This is a genomic window from Clostridium putrefaciens, assembly GCF_900461105.1.
Classification (GTDB): domain Bacteria; phylum Bacillota; class Clostridia; order Clostridiales; family Clostridiaceae; genus Clostridium_L; species Clostridium_L putrefaciens.
The window spans coordinates 1,070,457-1,088,991 of the sequence record NZ_UFWZ01000001.1 but is presented as its reverse complement, the minus strand read 5'-3'; the positions used below and the strand labels follow the sequence as shown (position 1 = coordinate 1,088,991).

Sequence of the window (18,535 nt, the reverse complement as noted above, 5' to 3'; positions counted from 1 at the left end):
AAGCAAAGGGATAAACACATATATATCTTATATCGTATATTTTAGCTAAACTTTATAATTATATCAAGATATTTTAAGATATAAGCACTTAAATTTAAGTATTGTATATGAAATTTACCAAGATTATATTGCAAGCTTTCCATTAGCTGTATTAATTATCTTAATTATTCTCTCAAAGTTTCCAGAAACCGCATCTACATATACTTTATATTCATCTTCCCTATAGGTTCCACTATACTCATAGCATAACTTTTCTTTATTCATTTCTCCTGGAACTATAACTAACTTTATATTTTTTAGTTCTAGTCGTTTCCCTATGTTTTTCTTTCCTTCATCAGCATTAATATTAATTGTTGGAATCTTACGATCTTTAGTGTGAGAAACTAAATATTTATCAGCTTCCATACCTATTATATCTCCATTATCTAATGCAATCTTAAGTTTTATTTGATCTGTATAAACTAATATATCATCAACAGTAAATACATAGTTAATAGTTACATTGTCTTCATATTTTAATGTATATGTAGGTTCCATATTATCATATCCTAAAGACTTTAAATATTCTTTCCCTATTTCTATAGACTTCTCTAAGTCTATATTGGGTTTATTTAATGCTTTATTATCCATAAGATAAATAACCTTGCCCCCCTTTTTAGATATATCACAAACTATATTTTCTTTGTCATCCCTTCCATTCACTGTTACATCAAATCCATAAGATTCTATTTTAGTATTACTTTCGCTGCCTTTTTCTTTTATGTCTTTTATGTCCCTATTTACTAAAGCCTTCTTTAGAAAATCTTTAGCCTCCTCTACAGAAACTTCTTCCTCCTCATTTATCTTTGGCTCTATCTCTAATATGTTTTCTGAAAATGGTCCATCATAAATCAATGCAGGATATTGTGCTACTTGCTTTTGTATATTTTGAAACTTTTCTCCTACAACATCTTCCTCACTTTTTGGTAGAACCCCTGTAGCCTTCTTTCTTATTTCCCCCCACTTTACTTTTCCTTCATTTATTTCTTGTAATAACCCATTTAGATTTTCTCTTAACTCATAAGATTGATCTGAAAGATCATCAATAGCAGTTAATTGTTCTTCTGTAATTTCTTCACCACTTACAGAATTCCTTACAAGAGTATAGCAAAAGTCCCCAACCTGAATTAAAAATTTACTTGTCTCATTAACCCTTTCTTGGGGTATAGGCAATGAATGTAGTCTATCCGATGCCATAGTGGAATATCTAAAAATCTCCTCAAATATGAGCATTCTCTGATTTTTGTCATCTACTACAGCAGATTTCGAAAGGTTATCTTGTATATTATCTACTGCTGTTAAAAGTTCATAAATGTTCTTACTATATTGTCCTTGAAGATAATTTCTATAATCAGTCCTTTCTAAAGTCATAAGTATTGCAAAGGTACTTGAAAATACCACTATTAAAGTAACTAGCAAGGTGTATATAATTCTTTTCTTTACTATATTGTTTTTTATATTCATAAATATCTACCTCCTATATGGTGGTAGTATTTGTGTTATTTGCGACTATTATTCCTTTATATTATAATCATAGTAATATATATTTAAATCTATCATAAATTATTATTTTATATACCCTGAAATTTAAAAGTATTGTATACTTATAACTAGGATTTAAACAAAACATAAGATACTGAAGGTGAGAGCATTAATGAAACTATTGATTTTATCCGTATCAGCTGGTGGCGGCCATATAAATGCTGCTGAAGCTATAAAAACGCATACAGAATTAAATATACCTAACTCAGAAGTGAAAATAATAGATACAATAAAATATATCAATCCATTTTTAGATAAGCTTATAATTGGCAGTTACCTAAAGAGTATAAGGCTTTATCCATCTATATTTGGGGTGCTTTATAATTATACAGAAAATGATGGAGGCTTAACTACTATAAGTGAAAGGTTTAATACCCTTATGTCAATCAAAGTATTGACTCTTATAAATAAATTTGATCCAGATTTAATAATATCTACGCACCCTTTTTCTACAGGTATGCTATCTATATTAAAAGCTAAGAACAAACTACATAAACCAAATATAACTATCATGACTGATTACGCTCCCCATAACTCTTGGATCCATCCTTATGTAGATGCTTATGTTGTAGCTACAGATGAAATGGGCAAAGAGATGGCCTTAAGAGGGGTTGATAGCAATAAGGTCTTTCCATTAGGCATACCCGTACACCCAGATTTTTTGCACAATGAAGATAGCGTTAAAATACTTTCGGATTTAGACCTTGATCCAAATAAATTCACACTATTACTAATGGGTGGAAGCCTTGGTATGGGGAAAATATTAGAAGTATATAAACAAATATCAAAGATACCTATTGACTTTCAAATAATAGCTATAGCAGGTAATAATAAAAAGTTATTAAATTCTTTAAAAAAACAAGTTATGCTTTCTAATAAAAAAACCAAAATAGTTGGATTCAGTGATGATATCAACAACTTTATGAAATGTGCTGATCTTCTTATTACAAAACCAGGTGGATTAACCATTTCAGAGGCACTTATATCTAATTTACCACTTGCTATCTTTTCTGCTATACCAGGTCAAGAAGAAAAGAATGCAGAATTCTTACTTAAGTATGATTTAGCTATAGATTTAGGTACAGGAACAGATTGCAAAGCTAAAATACAAGAGCTTATAAAAAACCCTTACAAACTTAATACTATGAAAACTAATTGTAAATCCTTTGCAAAACCTAATGGTGGCAACGATATAATTTCCCTTATAAAAAATATGATTAAATAAAAAAAAGAAGCTAATTCAATATTTAATTTAGCTTCTTTCTTTTTTTATTTTTTACTTTGTTTAATTTTTATATCTTTTACTACTTCCCCAATTTTAGATTTGAATATAATCTTGCTTTTATCTTTTCTTTTTACCATATCATATTCTTTTTCACTTAAAGTGTTTTTCATTATATCTTCTGTGTCCTTATTGGAAACTTCCCCCTTTGTAATATCTACAAAACATAAGGGTGGAAACATTACACACCACCAATTTTGACCCTTTCCATCTCCTAAGATTATTCTATATGCTTCATATTCTCCTTGTGGCAAAGTTATATTTCCATAACTTTTCACTGGAAATATTTCGTTAGATAAGGTACTTTCAACCTTATAATTATAGTTATTTTCTTCTAATACCTTTAATGCTATATTCTTTATTTCTTCATCATTTTCTTTTAATATCTCTCTAGACTTATCTATTTCAGAAGAGCCCTCTAGTTTAGGATATATATATTCTAAAACCTTATCTCTTACCTTTAACTTTATATCTTGATCATCAATAGAATCACTATTAGCTATTACGTGAAATCTAATCATCTTATCTTTTATTAATGCACTATTTGAATCATCAAATTTATTTAACCCTTGTCCATAAAACGAATAACCTACAACCGTTGAAATTAGTATGATTATTAACACTAAATATTTTTTCACACCCTCACCCCTTTACAGTTGATTATTGCCATTAAGATCATTAATATTCACATAATATAATTAATTACAACACAAAATAAAAATCATCCAAATTAAAATAAACTTTTGGACCATTCTAAAGAAAACTTTATAAGCATAAGTTATTTTGTAATACCTCCACGTCTTATTGATGTATCTATTTTTATATTTATTTTAGCTTTAGAAAATGCCTCTTCAGGATCATCTTTAATATCCTTCCATATCTTAGGCTGAAACTTTTCTATATATTCATTTACTCCTATAACATCTACATTAAGTTCTTTTTGTAAATAATCTAATACCTTTTTACAATCATATTCCATGCATCCGCTAATTTTATCTTCAAGTTCTTTTAATGAATCTTTATTAAAATCCTCTTTACCTAAATAAGCTGACTTTATTACGCCTTCTAACCTTATGTTTATATCCACATTTAATTGTTGGTCCTTTATATATGCTTTAGTCCTTCTCTTTGAACCATAAATTTCAAAATCTATAGGGTGACCCTCTTGAATTACTGACTTAACACCACTTTTCAACTTTCCATTTAGTATATTTAAACTTAATGTTTCATTTACGTCCAAATTTCCTTTAAAAGCATAATCTTTAATTACAGTAGATCCATCTAAAAGAAATTCGTTCTTTTGTTTATCTATTTTCATAAATGGTATTACATCACTATTACTTTTTTCTAAACTAATCAATAGTTCGCTTAGTGTAACTGGCTTCATAAATCCATTCCTTGCATTATTCTCCATAATACCTGTTATATTAATTTGAGTATGCTTATCTATTGGGGGAACTATCTTTATAAATTCTTCAGGATCGCTATCTGTAACAATAACATAAGCTCTCCTATTAATCTTAGGTTGTCTTTCCAAATAATCTAATATTTCTACCATTGTATGAGGATAAGATAGGATATCTTTACTTATTAATATCACCCTAACATGTTCTAGATAAATACTCCTACTACTAAAATCACAAACCTCCTTTAAAGCACCTTCCATGGAATATGTATTTGCCGTAAAATAAATATCCCCTTGAATAGTAGGCTTACTTGGTGAAAAGTCTGCAATATTAGGAAATGAATAAGATACTTTTAACTTTTCAAGATCTTCCATAGAAGAGTCCTTGCTTAATTCATCTTCCTTCTCTCTTGAAATATCCTTTCCTGCATCTATACCTATTAATGATACTAAAATCCTTCTATCTATCTCTACTTGATCCCAGCATCCTGTAGTAAATAAACATATTATAATTATAGCTAAAATACCTATCTTCCTCACTTATTTCTCCCCTTTCTTCTTATTTTTATAGTTGTAACAATGTAAAACAATAAAGGAAATAATAACATGCTTATAAATATTAATATTCTAAGTATGCTCATAATAAAAGTATTTAAGGTATACACACTCCCTGGGAATATAGCAATTATATATATTAATGGTGTAGTTATTAAAACACTTAATTTTATGTCCTTTAATTTAAATACATCACTTATAATGTAACAGCTAAAATAATAAAGGTTTATAAATGTTGTAAAATAAAATAGTATCCAAAGAGCCATAATAACACCTTCCCACCGTTCTACAAAAAGTCCTGGAAAGTCTATGGATGTAACCATTGTAATAGTTGGCCATAATATTCTTTTTGTTTGTTCTTTAGATAATATGGCTAAGCAAAATATATTTATTAATGTATAAAATATTGTAGTAAATCCCACTGCTTTAAGAACTGACTTTTTTGCAGAGATCTTATTTTGTGCTAATGGAAGTAATAAAAACATCATCTCTATTCCAGCAAAAGAAACCAAAGATTGTAACAAAGCTTTTATATAATCAAAAGGCTTTTGCTGAAATACGGGAAGCATATTAGTAAAATCACTATTCTTTAGTAAAATTAAAAATATGAAAATACCAGGAATAAACATTATTAAAAATGATATTTCATTAAATCTTACTAGGTTATTTATTCCACCCCTTACTATATATGCTCCTGTTATTATGGTAACTAGTAATAAAAATTCTGTAGGGGTCCTTTCTAACATATATTTTTTCATAACTTCAACAAAATTCCTCATTTGTGTGGAGGATAAAATTAGCATATAAGCAGAATAAAATATTAAAATTAAAGTACCAAAGACTATACCCATATTCCCTTTAGCAAGTTCTTGAAACTCCTTAAATTCATTAAGCTTACATATCTTATAGATCATATATGCTATGATCATATAAACCCCTCCAGATAAGATACTAATGAGCCACCCTTCATTATTAACATTTTCAGCTAATTCTCTCGGATAAGAGAAAATACCTACACCTATTATGGTACAAACTAGCGTGGAGAATAATCCATATGATCTTATTTTTTTATTAGAATCCATGACTACCTCCCTATCCTACCTTTATTATTTTGTCTTACTTTATCTCCTGTTTTCATATACTGTGGTCTTTTTGTAAAGTATCTCATAGGGTACTTTACAATGGTGTCTTTTATATCACCTTTATCTAAATTTACAATAGGAGACAAATACGATATTCCAAAACTCTCTAGCTTAGTTAAATGTGCTAAAGTCACCATACATCCAAGTGCTATACCATAAAGTCCTAATGTGGATGCCATTATAATAAACGCAAATCTTATAATTCTAAATGCAAAAGATATCTCATAATTAGTTGTGGTGAAGCTTGTTATTGCCGTTATTGCTACTATTATTATCATAATTGGGCTAACTATACCCGCACTTACAGCAGACTGACCTATAACAAGTCCCCCTACTATACCTATGGTGGCTCCTATGGGTCTTGGTAGCCTTATAATAGCTTCCATCAATAAAGCCAGACTTACCTCCATTATTATTGCTTCTATAAAGGCTGGAAATGGAACTCCTTCTCTTGATGCTGCTATAGAGTATGCAAGTCTAGTAGGAATTATAGATGTATGGTAAGACGTAATTGCTACATACAACGGTGTTGCTAGCATAGATATAAGTATGGCTAGCATTCTTATAATTCTTACACTTGAAGAGTACATCCATCTTTGATAATAATCATCTGGAGATTGAAAAAAATTAGCAAATATCGTTGGAACTAACAATACAAAAGGAGAATTATCTATTAAGATAGCAATTCTACCTTCAAGTAATGAAGAAGAAACTACATCAGGTCTTTCTGTTAATTGAATTTGAGGAAACAAACTCCACTGATCATCTTCAATTAGTTGTTCTAATTGACCACTATCTGAAATGCTATCTATATTTATATCTGACAGCCTTTCCATAAGTTCATTTAATGCGTCATGGTTAACTATATCCTCTATGTACATTATCACTACATCTGTTTTAGATCTAACCCCTATACTTTTTGGTATAGTTTTAAGACCTTTGTCTCTAATGCGCCTTCTTACTAAAGCCGTATTAAATCTTATGGTTTCAGTAAATCCTTCTCTTGATCCACGTACTGAGGTTTCATTGGCAGGTTCGCCTACACCTCTATTTGGCCATGACCTAGTTGCTAATATGTAACAATCTCTTAATCCCTCAATAAATAAAACTGTATCTCCTGAAAGTATAGAATCTATACATTTATTCATATCAGTTTCTTCTTTTAGGTCTGAAACCGTTAAAATCCGTTCCTTTATCTCTTCACTTTTAGTTATATGACTAGATTCTAGCATCAAGCTTTCAATAACATAATCGTTTAGTAGTTGTTTATCTGCTAAGCCATCTATATATATAATCCAACACTTAAGGTCTCCACATAAAAACTCCCTGAAAACTACGTCAGAATTATTTTGTAATATATCTTTTATATATGTAATATTTTTATTCAAATCTTTGTTTACGTTCCCTTTTAAAATTCTTCTCAATAAAACTACCGCCTTTAATTAAATTTTATTATTTTAAAAGTTGTAAATAATCCAATTGAAATAACTATCATAAATAAAGGTATAAATTTGTACTTTTTATATAACTTTTCATCATCCTTTTTAAGAAAATACTCCTTATCCCAATATAAAACATATAAAGAAGATATAACTGTTAAAATCATGAAATACAAATCAAAGACATGTTCCACCCATAACCACCTCATTTTATTTCTTTTTTATATTGAAATACTAATTAAAACACTTTTATTACCCTATTAGTATTATCCTTAAATGCTAAAGTATACATTCACTTTTATTTTTAGGTAATATAAAATGACCCCTTAAGTATTTTCAGGCTATCACCTTACTATTCCTACTTAAGAGGCCACCCTCCATATTAAATTAATACCTTTTATTAATTTGATCAGTATTTTTTATTTATATAGTTCTAGTTATATAGGTCTCAGGATATTTACTTTTCATATAATCATAACATCTTTGTGCTTTTAACATATCTTCAAAAAATCCAAATACTGTTGGACCACTACCACTCATTAAAGAACCTACTGCATCCATTTCAATCATAGATGTCTTTATTTCTCCAATAATTCTGTGTTTTTTTAACGTTACATTTTCTAAAACATTTTTCATGTTCCAACATACAGATTTTAGATCACCTTTCTTCATAGAATCAATTATAGCATCTATATTTGGATGCTTATAAATTTTATCTACCTTAAGGCTTGTATACACTTCTCTCGTAGATACACCAAACGAAGGTTTAACTAAGACTAAAATATTATTTTTAAAAGATGGAAGTTTTGTTATTTTTTCTCCTATGCCCTCACATAGCGCAGTGCCTCCCGTTAGACAATAGGGTACATCCGCTCCTAAGCTTAAAGCAATTTCTTTTAATTCTTTTAAAGGTGCATTAACTTCAAATAATTTATTCATCAAATTTAATACTGCAGCAGCATTAGTGCTTCCCCCTGCGAGTCCTGCTGATACAGGTATATTTTTATTTATATCTATAGCTACACCTTTTCTTACGTTATATCTTTTTATGAATCTGTCTGCAGCTCTATATGCTATATTTCTACTATCTACAGGTACATAGCTTTTATTACACCTTATCTCTATACCCTTTTCTATAACTTCTATATTTATTACATCATAAATATCAATAGATTGCATTATCATTTTTAATATGTGATACCCATCTTCTCTTTTACCTATTACATCTAGGGCAATATTTATTTTTCCATGAGCTTTAATCTCCATGCTGTCCCTCCAAAAAAATTTAATAGTTAGATTACTAATTTATTATAATATCAATATATATATACCTATATTATAATTTATTAGCTTCTATTGTAAAGATGTAAAAGATGAAGAATCAGGGCAATTGCATCCTTATATTGTAATGAGCTAAAGTTTAATCATATTTTGGTAGTATAAGGATATTGTTGCACTTGAAAATATAGAAGTTTAATATAACGTTTACTTAAGATATTAGAACTGTAATAACTTTATGAAAACGATGTTTCTATTGGATTGAAGTTAAAACCTTTCTTAAATAATCATTATCCCAACCGGATTTGAGTCTTTTAGCTTTTACACCAATCTTTACTGATTTTTCATTTTTTAATAAGTTTAAAGCTATATGCCTTAAGATGGCAAAGTTTTCAGCTGCATTTTCAATTCTTATTCTGCTATCATCTTCTCTAAAAGCAATATCTAAAATCCAATGTAAGCTATTCTCTATTCCCCAATGTTTTCTAATGGCATCAGCAACCTTTTCAACATTTTCTGTTAAGCTCGAAATATAATACCTTCTTTCTTTAGATGTTTTATCGCCTATGGTTCTTTCAGATTCAACCATAATTATACTATTTAGGTTTTTCCACTCTGACTTCTGTGAAAGCCAGTTTAAATCGTTAATTAAGTAATGTTTACGTGTTTCAATTCTGCCATGATCTTTGTTAGTAGTCTTGAAAAAACTATATTCAACATCAGCAAATTTATTCTTAGATTCTTCTTCAAAAAAGTATTTTATATCGTTGGAAAAGTTTTTATGATTACCTTTTAAAGCTAAAACATAATCTCCGCCCTTTTTGATTATTTTTTTAGCTATATTTTTTTGAGTACCCATAGCATCAATTGTTACTATAGATTTATTTATATCTATCTTATCTAATAATTCTGGAATTGCTGTTATTTCATTTGATTTATCATTAACCTTTATCTGACCTAAAACTAAACCTAACTGATTTGACCATGCACTTACCATATGAATAGCTGATTTATTGTTACTTGTATCAAAGGAATGCCTAACTGTCTTGCCATCTATGGCAATTACGTCACCAGTAACTTTATCAGAAATATCTTTGATCCACTTAATAAACGCTTCCTGAAATTCTTTTGGATTAATAATAGAAAATACTCTTCCAAAAGTATCATGGGATGGTATCCCATGATTAAGCTCTAAGAATGTTGAAAACCACTCTTGTTTTGATGTGCCATATTGAGCTATATCTGTCCATGTATCGGCTCCGCATATTATTGCACAAGTTGCTATTGTTAGTATATCAATAAGCTTATGTTTTGAATTATTATCTCTTGGGTCTGAAATGCTTATAAAAGAATTTGAAAGTTCGTGATACATAATTATAAAAATCCCCTTTACATTAGTAATATTATTAAATAAATTCTACTATGTAAAGGGATTTAACTCAAGTTTTTAAATGCAATTGCCCTGGATGAAGAATTTAAAAATAAATATTAATATAAGCCTCTTTATAAGTTAATAAAGTGGCTTATATTAATATAATATATACTTAAAATAATTTTTTATATTATTTTTTCATTTTTATCTGGTTTTTCTTCTGTTAAAATTTGATTCTTTTTAATTAAATCTCTAAGACATATATAATCTTCAAAGAAAGCCATAATTAAATCTCCACTATTTGCATTATCCATAGCCTTTTGAAGTGCCTTTTCTTCTTCTAATATTATTTCTATATCTTTATTGCTTTTGCTAGAAGAAACAGCTCCCTTATAAAGTATCTTTGCAACCTCTCCTTTTTTTCTTCCTCGTTTATCTTTATCTTCCTTTATATATATATGATGGAAGTTTTCTGCTGAAAACTTTCCAAGTTCAAGTATACATTCATCAGCCCTATCCCCTGGCAGTCCAATAACCCCTATTAATCTACTGTATTTCATCTTTTTTAAACCAGCTACCACTGCCTTATATCCGTCTAAATTATGACCATAATCTAGTACTACAGTTACTCCATTTACTTCATACATATTAAACCTTCCCGGATTATTATTCTCATCACTTTTAAATGATTTAATACCCTTACTTATCATGCAATAATCTATTTTAAGTCCTACTAAAGTTGCTACAGCTGCTAAAGCATTTTCAATATTATATTCTAAATTACCTTGTAGTGTTATTGGAATATCTTTTACTTCAGCAATGTGAAATATCTTTTTTCCCTTTTCTACATAAATAGCATTGTTATATATATACACCCCATATCCACCTTTTTTAATATTTTCCTTAAGGTATATATTTTCTTTGTCTTTAGAAAATAATATGAGATTACCTCTAGCTTTATCTATAACATTTAAACTTTGATCATCATCTGCGTTTAAAATTGAATATCCATTATCTTTTACAGCTTCAACCACCAAAGATTTCACTTGAATTAAATCCTGAATATTATTTACTCCATCTAATCCTAGGTGGTCTTCTCTTATATTAGTTATAACCCCTACATCCGCAAGATCATAAGCAAGGCCTTTACGTATTATACCCCCTCTTGCAGTTTCCAATACAGCCACATCAATTTCTTTATTCATTATAACTGTCCTTGCACTTTCAAACCCTGTAGTGTCTCCAGTTTCTATGCAATTATTATCTATATATATCCCACCTGTAGTAGTCATACCAACCTTATATCCTATTAAAGATAATGTGTGACTTACTAACCTTGTAGTTGTAGTCTTTCCGTTAGTTCCCGTTATAGATATCACCGGTATACTTGTAGGTGAATTTTTAAATAACATATCTACAATATGAGATGCCACATCCCTTTTTTCTCCAACATCAGGATAAAGGTGCATCCTTATACCTGGTGCTGCATTAACTTCCATAACTATACCTTCTTTTTGTAGTGGAATAGATATATCATTACAGCATATATCTATTCCACAAACGTCAAGACCTATAGTCTTAGATATCCTAGTGCATAAGCTTATGTTTTCTTCGCATATTATATCCGTACAATCTATAGCATATCCTCCTGTGGATAGATTAGCATTTTTAAGTAGCTCTAATCTTTCATTTAATCCTAGGACAGATTTTAGTTTATATCCATTTACACTTATAGTTCTTGTTAAATTTTCATCTATTTTCACTTTAGTTAAAGGTTTTTCATGATCATCCCCTCGTCTATTGTCTCTATTAAGATTATCTATTAATTCTTTAATAGACTTCTTTCCATCTCCAATTATATAGGGTGGTTTTCTTAAAGATACTGCAACAACTTTATTATCAACCATACATACTCTATAGTCTTTTCCTTTAGCATACTTTTCTATTATGATATCTTCGAATTTTGTTTTTAGACTATTATATGCTTCTAACAATTCTTTTTCATCCTTTATATCTAAAACTACGCCTTTACCTTGATTCCCAAATCTTGGCTTTAATACCACTGGATAGCCTATAGACTTCCCTTGAAATAAAAGTCCTAGTGCATTATTAACTACGCCACCCTTCGCCACTGGTATATATTGATTTTGAAGTAGGCTTTTTGTAATCCATTTGTCACAAGCTATATCAACGCCAATAGATTTTGTAGAATCCACAATTGTGGCATTTATTAGCTTTCCATATCTTCCATATCCCATTTGATATAATCCTGAGTCTTCTAATTCTAATATTGGTATTTCTTTTTCTTTTGCAGCATCATATAAAGCTTTAGTACTAGGACCTATTGATTCTAAATCTAAAATGCCCTTTATATTTTTAAATCTATATCTCATGTTGATATTTTTATTTTTGATCAGTGAATTAATAATATCTAATGCTAATTTGACTATACTAATTGCTGTTTTTGGATATATATATTGAAATATAATATAATACTTATCACCGCTTATTTCTCGAGCTTTTCCATAACATATATCCATATCTAATGTGTTATGAATTGCAATTATAATATGCTCACATATATGAGCCAAATAGGTACCTTCTTCTAGTCTTTTAACAAATCCTCCCTCTTCGTCTATTCCACATCTATGCTTTCTTAGTTCCGGTACTAGATATAATAATCTTTCATTAAATTCTAAAATATCCTTACTTGGAATATCCTTATATCCCTCTAGGTTAAGATCTACTCTTATACACTTTTTATGAGAATATATATTTCTTCCTTCAAATATTCTATAGCTAATTATCTTCATTTCTTAATCTATCCTCCTCAAAAGGAACTTTACTATTTAGATTAAATCCATTTCCTTTTTTTAAAACATGCATATTTACATCAAAGATACTTAATAGTTCTTCTGGGAATTGCTCTGATACGTTACTTTTAGTTATGCTTCTCCCATCTATAACATATACTGCTCCAGATCCAATAACCTTAAATGTTCCATTTCTATTCACAACTATGGCAGTATCTTCATCTATACCTATACCTAAAACTTCGGGATTTTCAGCTATTGAAACTAGAAGTCTCCCTATTCTTCCCCTTTGTGCAAAGTGTTGATCTATAATAACATCTTTTATAAATCCTAACCCTGGAGCCATTTTCAATGTACACTTTCTTGGGGATTCATCATCATTGCCTTCTATTATCATTGTGCGACTCATTACAGATGCTCCAGCAGATGTCCCTACAAATACACACCCTCCCTCATATGCAGCCTTCATGGCCTCATATAATGGCGTTCCTCCAAGCACACTAGTAATCCTTAATTGATCCCCACCCGTAAAAAATACCAAAGAAGCTTCTTTCATCTTTTGTATATTGTTTTTGTATGTAGCTTCTTTCCTACTATTTGCATATAATACTTCAACATTTTTAACCCCTAACTGTATAAATAATTCATTATAGCTTTCTCCTACTTCTTTAGGACTTTCTGTAGCTACAGTAGCTATTAGCAATTTATCTTTATTTTTATCTATAATAGAACTTACATATCTTAATATCTCTTTATTTCCTTTTTTATCTTCAGCCCCTCCTATAATGATAAGATTTTCTTTATCTATGTCTTCCATAAAAATCACCTCTATTTCAGTATTTTTTATTATTTCCAATTTATTAATTATTATGCATATTTTCTACTGACATTTTATTATTACAGTTATTTTATGATCCTTTATGTGATACATCTTCTTTAAATATTATTTAATATTTGAACAATAAAATAGGACCTTTAAAGAATATAAACTCTTTAAAAGTCCTTAATTTAAATTACCATTCTATAAAACTACTCTATTTATACTAATCCTTAATTATAAAATAGCTCTCCCTGGTATTATTATTTTATCTCCAATATTTATTGAATCAGGATCTTCTATATTATTAACTTTAATAATTTCATCTGTAGTTGTAAAGTATCTTTTAGCTATCTTCCAAAGTGTATCCCCTTGTTGAACTACATATATTGTTATACTTGCCTTTTTCTCGGGAACATCATCATCTAATTTACTTATAGATATTAAAAATTCTTTTTCTTTTAAATAGCTAGCGCTTCCAAATACTAATACTACACATTTTATTGCTATAGTATCAGCTTCAATTGAAGACTCTAACACCTCCATATTTGCTTTAGAAATACAGGTCATATCTATTTTAGCACCTGGAATATCTATACCTGTTGAAAATGATAACTCTTCCTTTGCTACACATATATCTTTTCTATCTTCTTTAGATCTATATAAAACTTCTACCTTTATTACTCCTTCTATGGAGATTTTATCTTCTAGTACCTTTTTTTCTGTTATGGCTACATTACCAGTAGTCATTAATATTTCAATAGGTTTTGGTCTTCCTTTACCTATTTGTATATTCTCTTTTACTATAACTTCACTATTATTCATACCTTGAAGTATATTTATATTATATTTTTCTTTTTCAATTTCTAATAATGCACTTGGACTATATGCATCTTCTATCATGTGAATATTTTCTTTTGACATAATCCTAAAATTAGATGTTAAAGAGTACTCTACGTTTATTATTCTTTTTTCACCTACATCATCATGATTAATATCCACATAAATATCAGACAAAGTTATATCTCCAATACATCTCATATCATCTCTTATCTGCTCTATATCGAAGCTTTCCTTTATAAAGATTTCATCCTCTAAATATACAACTTCCCTACTATCTAAGCCCCTATAAATACATTTCATTACAACAAATCCGTTTACTTGTACCTCATTATCTACTATTTTAATATCCTTTTTATAAATATTCACATCTTTTTTTAATATACTACCTATTTGTGGCTTATCCATCCCAATATTTATAACAGATTTAGCTGTAAAATCTTTTTCTACATTATCTATTATCTGATCTAACACATAAGGTTCTTTTAGCATCTCAAGGCTTTCTGTAGATTCAATATCTTTAATTATATCGTATTTATATTCTTTTAAAACTTCAGCTTTTATCTTTACTATTCCTTCAAGTCCTATTTTTCTTTCATTTACTATAGATGCTTCCATATGTTCTATATCGCATTCCAAAAGGCAATTCATACTTTGATCTGCCCCATTTACATTTACGTAATTTGAAAACTTATCACTATAATTTATGCTTTGTGTTCCTCTTCTATCCTCATCTTCCCTTGCCAAATAAAGTATAGTATATTCTAATGTACCTTCTACATAAATTTTATCTGGCATTACATTCTTAGATACAATTACCGGTTTTACATCCACAGTCAATATTTCTAAAACGTCTGGGTGAGTATCTGGAATTAAATATTCCCCTCTAAATACTGTATCACTAGTATTTTCACCTAGTAGCTGTTCATATTGTATACTTTCTCTAACCACATCTATATCTTGCATATTATCCCTCCCATAAGATTCCTATTATAATTTATATTACTTAATTCTAATAAATATACTTAAATATTAATAATTAAAACTTTAAAAAGTATTATTGACATTTTTCGAATATTGACGTATTATAATTATGGTTATTGACCATATAACCTCTCATAAATTCTCAATACCCTTTTATACAATATTTGAAAGATGGAACCCACCATCTTTCTTTTTTTAATTTTGCATATAAAAAATCCTAGCATATTAATATATGCTAGGATTTTTTATTTAAACATCTAGATTGCAAAATCTAATTGTACAGTTTGTGTCAAGACATCTGAATAACTATAAGTCACCGTCCTTTGGGTGTCACTTTCGAGCCTTATAACGAAAATACTTGGGTAGGCTTCTTCTATTACCCCTTTGTTTATAAGAACCTTTCTTCTCCCACCATTAGCCTTTAGAGTAACTGTGTGCCCGATGTGTTTCTCTATATCTTTTCTTATATGAGCTAAGGTTTGTAACTTCTCCATATAAACACCCTCTTTCCCATGTATATTATATAATACAATAGGCCTCTTGTCAAATAAACTTATTATTTTATCACTTATAAAAGCTCTTTGTCAATATTTTTTTATAATTTTTTTTGATTTTTTTTAATATATTCTTAAAAATTATATAGATTAGCCCTTGTATCCATATTATTACCCAAAATTATGTTTCATATTCTTAAATAAAGGTATTTGGTATTATACTTAAGAATACATAGAAATAAAAGCCTTTTAAAGGTAAGTTATATTAACCTTTAAAAGATCAAATATATTAATATTATCTATTATCACAAAAAATTAAATTCTTATTTGGAGTTATTTTGTTATATATATTTAGACTTTGGATACCCCTCCCTATACTTCCCCCTAGTTTGTAGTCCACCTATACCCTTAATTCCTGTAATTGTATTATCTAAAACTTCATGAATAGATACAACCTTATCTACATTAGTGTATGCAATTTTTTCGCAGATAAATACAGGATCTAAGCAGTGTATTAAAACTCTATTAGGTGAACTTGCAAAATTAGCTCCTGCATCTAATATCTTTTCATAACAGGATTGACAAGCCCCTGCAAAAATTACTAACTCATCATAACTAGAGTTATAATTTCTAAGTTCGGATACAGCTTCTACAAAATACTTTGAATTTCTATAGTTTTCTAAGTCAAGAAAATCCTTTGCATCTTTTATTATACCATCATGACCTGTAAGTACTATAATATCAGGTTTTACAGCCTTAACTATTTCTAGTATCTTCTTTGGTTGATCACTTTCTTTTACTATTTCACCTACAGCTTCTAAGGAAAGTTGCTTATAAACCTTAAGACAATTTTCAAGATACTCAGCATCTCCGTCTATATGAAGTATTTTACCTGGTCTTCCGAATATTAACTCCTTAGAAGGAACAGTCTTTGCCACTCTATAACCCCTTCTTAAATTAAATCTACTAGCCATTATGTTCTTTATTCTACTATTAACTTCTTTGTTAAACACCCTATCTGTTTCACCACTATAATCTGATCTAACCACTTCTAAATCTTCTACTGGAGAGTCTGCAATTATCCTTAAATTTATTCCTTTTAATATATATATTAAACCCTCTAACCCATCTTTAATATCTATAACTTTAAATGTTATATCTTTTCCGTAAGACTTTCTTACAACAATATCACCAATCTCCATATATTCTCTCCCTCATTTTTAACTTTACTTTTATAATATGACGGATATTATTTAATGACACTATTATATGTAGTGAAAATCTTTGTTTAAATCACCACCTTTTGGTCACTTTATTAATTCAAAAAAAATAAACTCTGTATTTATTTTCATCTATAACATTTAATTAAATGTTATAGCATGATTATAAATACAGAGTTCTTTAGATATTATATAACACATAAGCTTCCCTAAAAGACCCCATTGTTACCTCTTAATATAATTACTATTCAACTTGATTATAAAGCTCTTTGAATTCTTCTATAAAATTCATATATATGTCCTGTTCACTTATTAAATTATCAAGCTTATTTCCAAAGGTATTTTGAGCCCAATTAACCTCATTGTAATAATATCTATTAGAGAGCCTCCAAAATCTTTGTGGGAATAATAAAAATGCAAATATAACCTTATATTCTTCTTCCCTTAATGAATCTACCTTATTATAATTATCAATAATAATCTTTGCATATTCTATATCCCAATCCACTCTTTTTAAAACCTTTGTCATGAAATTAGCTATATCATAGGCCCTAACTTCTCTTTTACAATAGTCAAAATCTATAACATTTACACAGTCATCAGTTATAATTATGTTGTGATAAGTATAATCATGATGACAAAAACTCTTTTCCTCTTCAGTACTTCTGCAAATATCCATATATCTAGAATCCCCTAATACCTTCGTTGCTCTTTTTCCTAAATCTTTATAGAATTGAAGAGATTTTATATAATTTAAATCGAAAGCTCCCTTAGTACCCCTCTTTCGTCCCATAGCTCTCATCTTATCTAAAGATTTAATTCTTTTATCCATTAAATGTGGCCATCTTTCAAGATCACTTTTTAATTTACTATTTTCTGGTGGTTCGTATCCCTTTGTTGCTCTATGCATATAAGCTAACTTTTCTGCCGCTAGAGCAACATCATTTTTATCTTTAAAGTTACATTCCCTACCGTTTATCCATTCTGACAAAGTATAAAGATCTTCATTAACTACTGCAAAAGGTTCTTCTTCTATATTCAAAAAGTACCTGTCCACATTGTTAAATCCATTTAAAATTAGATGTTCTTTAGCTCCGTAAACAAATAATAACTTTTGCACGCCATAATTTATCTTTTTTAAACATCGCTCTCCCTTGTCCGTTTTTAGATAATACACTCCTTTGTTTGGTTTAATACTCTCGATTTTTATATCGAATTGCCTTTCTATTTCAAATTCTCTCATCAAAGTTATCACCCCCATATAATTTATATGAAAGTGTAGTCTCAATTATTAACACTTTTTATTGTTACTA

15 protein-coding genes are annotated in these 18,535 nt (G+C 28.9%); 1 reads left to right on the top strand and 14 read right to left on the bottom strand.

Annotated features, from left to right (window positions below; genetic code table 11):
• Window positions 1–123: 123 nt before the first annotated feature.
• Window positions 124–1,503 (bottom strand): germination protein YpeB, encoded by a 1,380-nt coding sequence (gene ypeB / locus DY168_RS04620; protein WP_115640698.1) that lies wholly within the window; start codon window positions 1,501–1,503, stop codon window positions 124–126.
• A 190-nt stretch (window positions 1,504–1,693) separates the two neighbouring features.
• On the opposite strand from ypeB, the gene DY168_RS04615 reads away from it, so the two are divergent.
• Window positions 1,694–2,806: an MGDG synthase family glycosyltransferase gene (locus DY168_RS04615; protein ID WP_115640697.1), complete on the top strand. Its 1,113-nt coding sequence runs from the start codon at window positions 1,694–1,696 to the stop codon at window positions 2,804–2,806.
• A 44-nt stretch (window positions 2,807–2,850) separates the two neighbouring features.
• Here the strand turns inward: DY168_RS04615 and spoIIR are convergent, their stop codons facing one another.
• The 13 genes from spoIIR to DY168_RS04550 form a co-directional block, all read right to left on the bottom strand.
• Window positions 2,851–3,501 carry a stage II sporulation protein R gene (gene spoIIR / locus DY168_RS04610; RefSeq protein ID WP_115640696.1) on the bottom strand — a complete coding sequence of 217 codons (651 nt, stop codon included), beginning with the start codon at window positions 3,499–3,501 and terminating at the stop codon, window positions 2,851–2,853.
• A 140-nt stretch (window positions 3,502–3,641) separates the two neighbouring features.
• Window positions 3,642–4,808 (bottom strand): Ger(x)C family spore germination protein, encoded by a 1,167-nt coding sequence (locus DY168_RS04605; RefSeq protein WP_115640695.1) that lies wholly within the window; start codon window positions 4,806–4,808, stop codon window positions 3,642–3,644.
• The gene (locus DY168_RS04600) at window positions 4,805–5,905 is read right to left on the bottom strand and encodes a GerAB/ArcD/ProY family transporter (RefSeq protein ID WP_115640694.1); all 1,101 of its coding nucleotides are present in this window, start codon (window positions 5,903–5,905) and stop codon (window positions 4,805–4,807) included. The genes DY168_RS04605 and DY168_RS04600 overlap by 4 nt, the downstream gene beginning before the upstream one ends.
• A 2-nt stretch (window positions 5,906–5,907) precedes the next feature.
• Window positions 5,908–7,389 (bottom strand): spore germination protein, encoded by a 1,482-nt coding sequence (locus DY168_RS04595; RefSeq protein WP_115640693.1) that lies wholly within the window; start codon window positions 7,387–7,389, stop codon window positions 5,908–5,910.
• A gap of 14 nt (window positions 7,390–7,403) precedes the next feature.
• On the bottom strand, window positions 7,404–7,598 hold the full coding sequence (locus DY168_RS04590) for a CLC_0170 family protein (protein ID WP_115640692.1): 195 nt from the start codon (window positions 7,596–7,598) through the stop codon (window positions 7,404–7,406).
• A gap of 229 nt (window positions 7,599–7,827) precedes the next feature.
• A complete protein-coding gene (gene ispE, locus DY168_RS04585) occupies window positions 7,828–8,670 on the bottom strand; it encodes a 4-(cytidine 5'-diphospho)-2-C-methyl-D-erythritol kinase (protein WP_115640691.1) in 843 nt (280 codons plus the stop codon).
• Window positions 8,671–8,935: 265 nt separating this feature from the next.
• Window positions 8,936–10,054 carry an ISAs1 family transposase gene (locus DY168_RS04580; RefSeq protein ID WP_115640421.1) on the bottom strand — a complete coding sequence of 373 codons (1,119 nt, stop codon included), beginning with the start codon at window positions 10,052–10,054 and terminating at the stop codon, window positions 8,936–8,938.
• Window positions 10,055–10,239: 185 nt separating this feature from the next.
• Entirely contained in the window at window positions 10,240–12,867 is a 2,628-nt protein-coding gene (cphA, locus tag DY168_RS04575; RefSeq protein WP_115640690.1) for a cyanophycin synthetase, read from the bottom strand.
• Window positions 12,854–13,684, bottom strand: a complete 831-nt coding sequence (locus tag DY168_RS04570; RefSeq protein WP_115640689.1) for a cyanophycinase — start codon at window positions 13,682–13,684, stop codon at window positions 12,854–12,856. The genes cphA and DY168_RS04570 overlap by 14 nt, the downstream gene beginning before the upstream one ends.
• A gap of 237 nt (window positions 13,685–13,921) precedes the next feature.
• A complete protein-coding gene (locus DY168_RS04565) occupies window positions 13,922–15,490 on the bottom strand; it encodes a DUF3794 and LysM peptidoglycan-binding domain-containing protein (RefSeq protein WP_115640688.1) in 1,569 nt (522 codons plus the stop codon).
• Between the two features lie 275 nt (window positions 15,491–15,765).
• Window positions 15,766–16,002 (bottom strand): Veg family protein, encoded by a 237-nt coding sequence (locus DY168_RS04560; protein ID WP_029452691.1) that lies wholly within the window; start codon window positions 16,000–16,002, stop codon window positions 15,766–15,768.
• 341 nt (window positions 16,003–16,343) lie between these two features.
• Window positions 16,344–17,204: a sporulation peptidase YabG gene (yabG, locus tag DY168_RS04555; protein ID WP_115640687.1), complete on the bottom strand. Its 861-nt coding sequence runs from the start codon at window positions 17,202–17,204 to the stop codon at window positions 16,344–16,346.
• Between the two features lie 262 nt (window positions 17,205–17,466).
• Entirely contained in the window at window positions 17,467–18,468 is a 1,002-nt protein-coding gene (locus DY168_RS04550) for a CotS family spore coat protein (protein ID WP_115640686.1), read from the bottom strand.
• Window positions 18,469–18,535 lie beyond the last annotated feature (67 nt).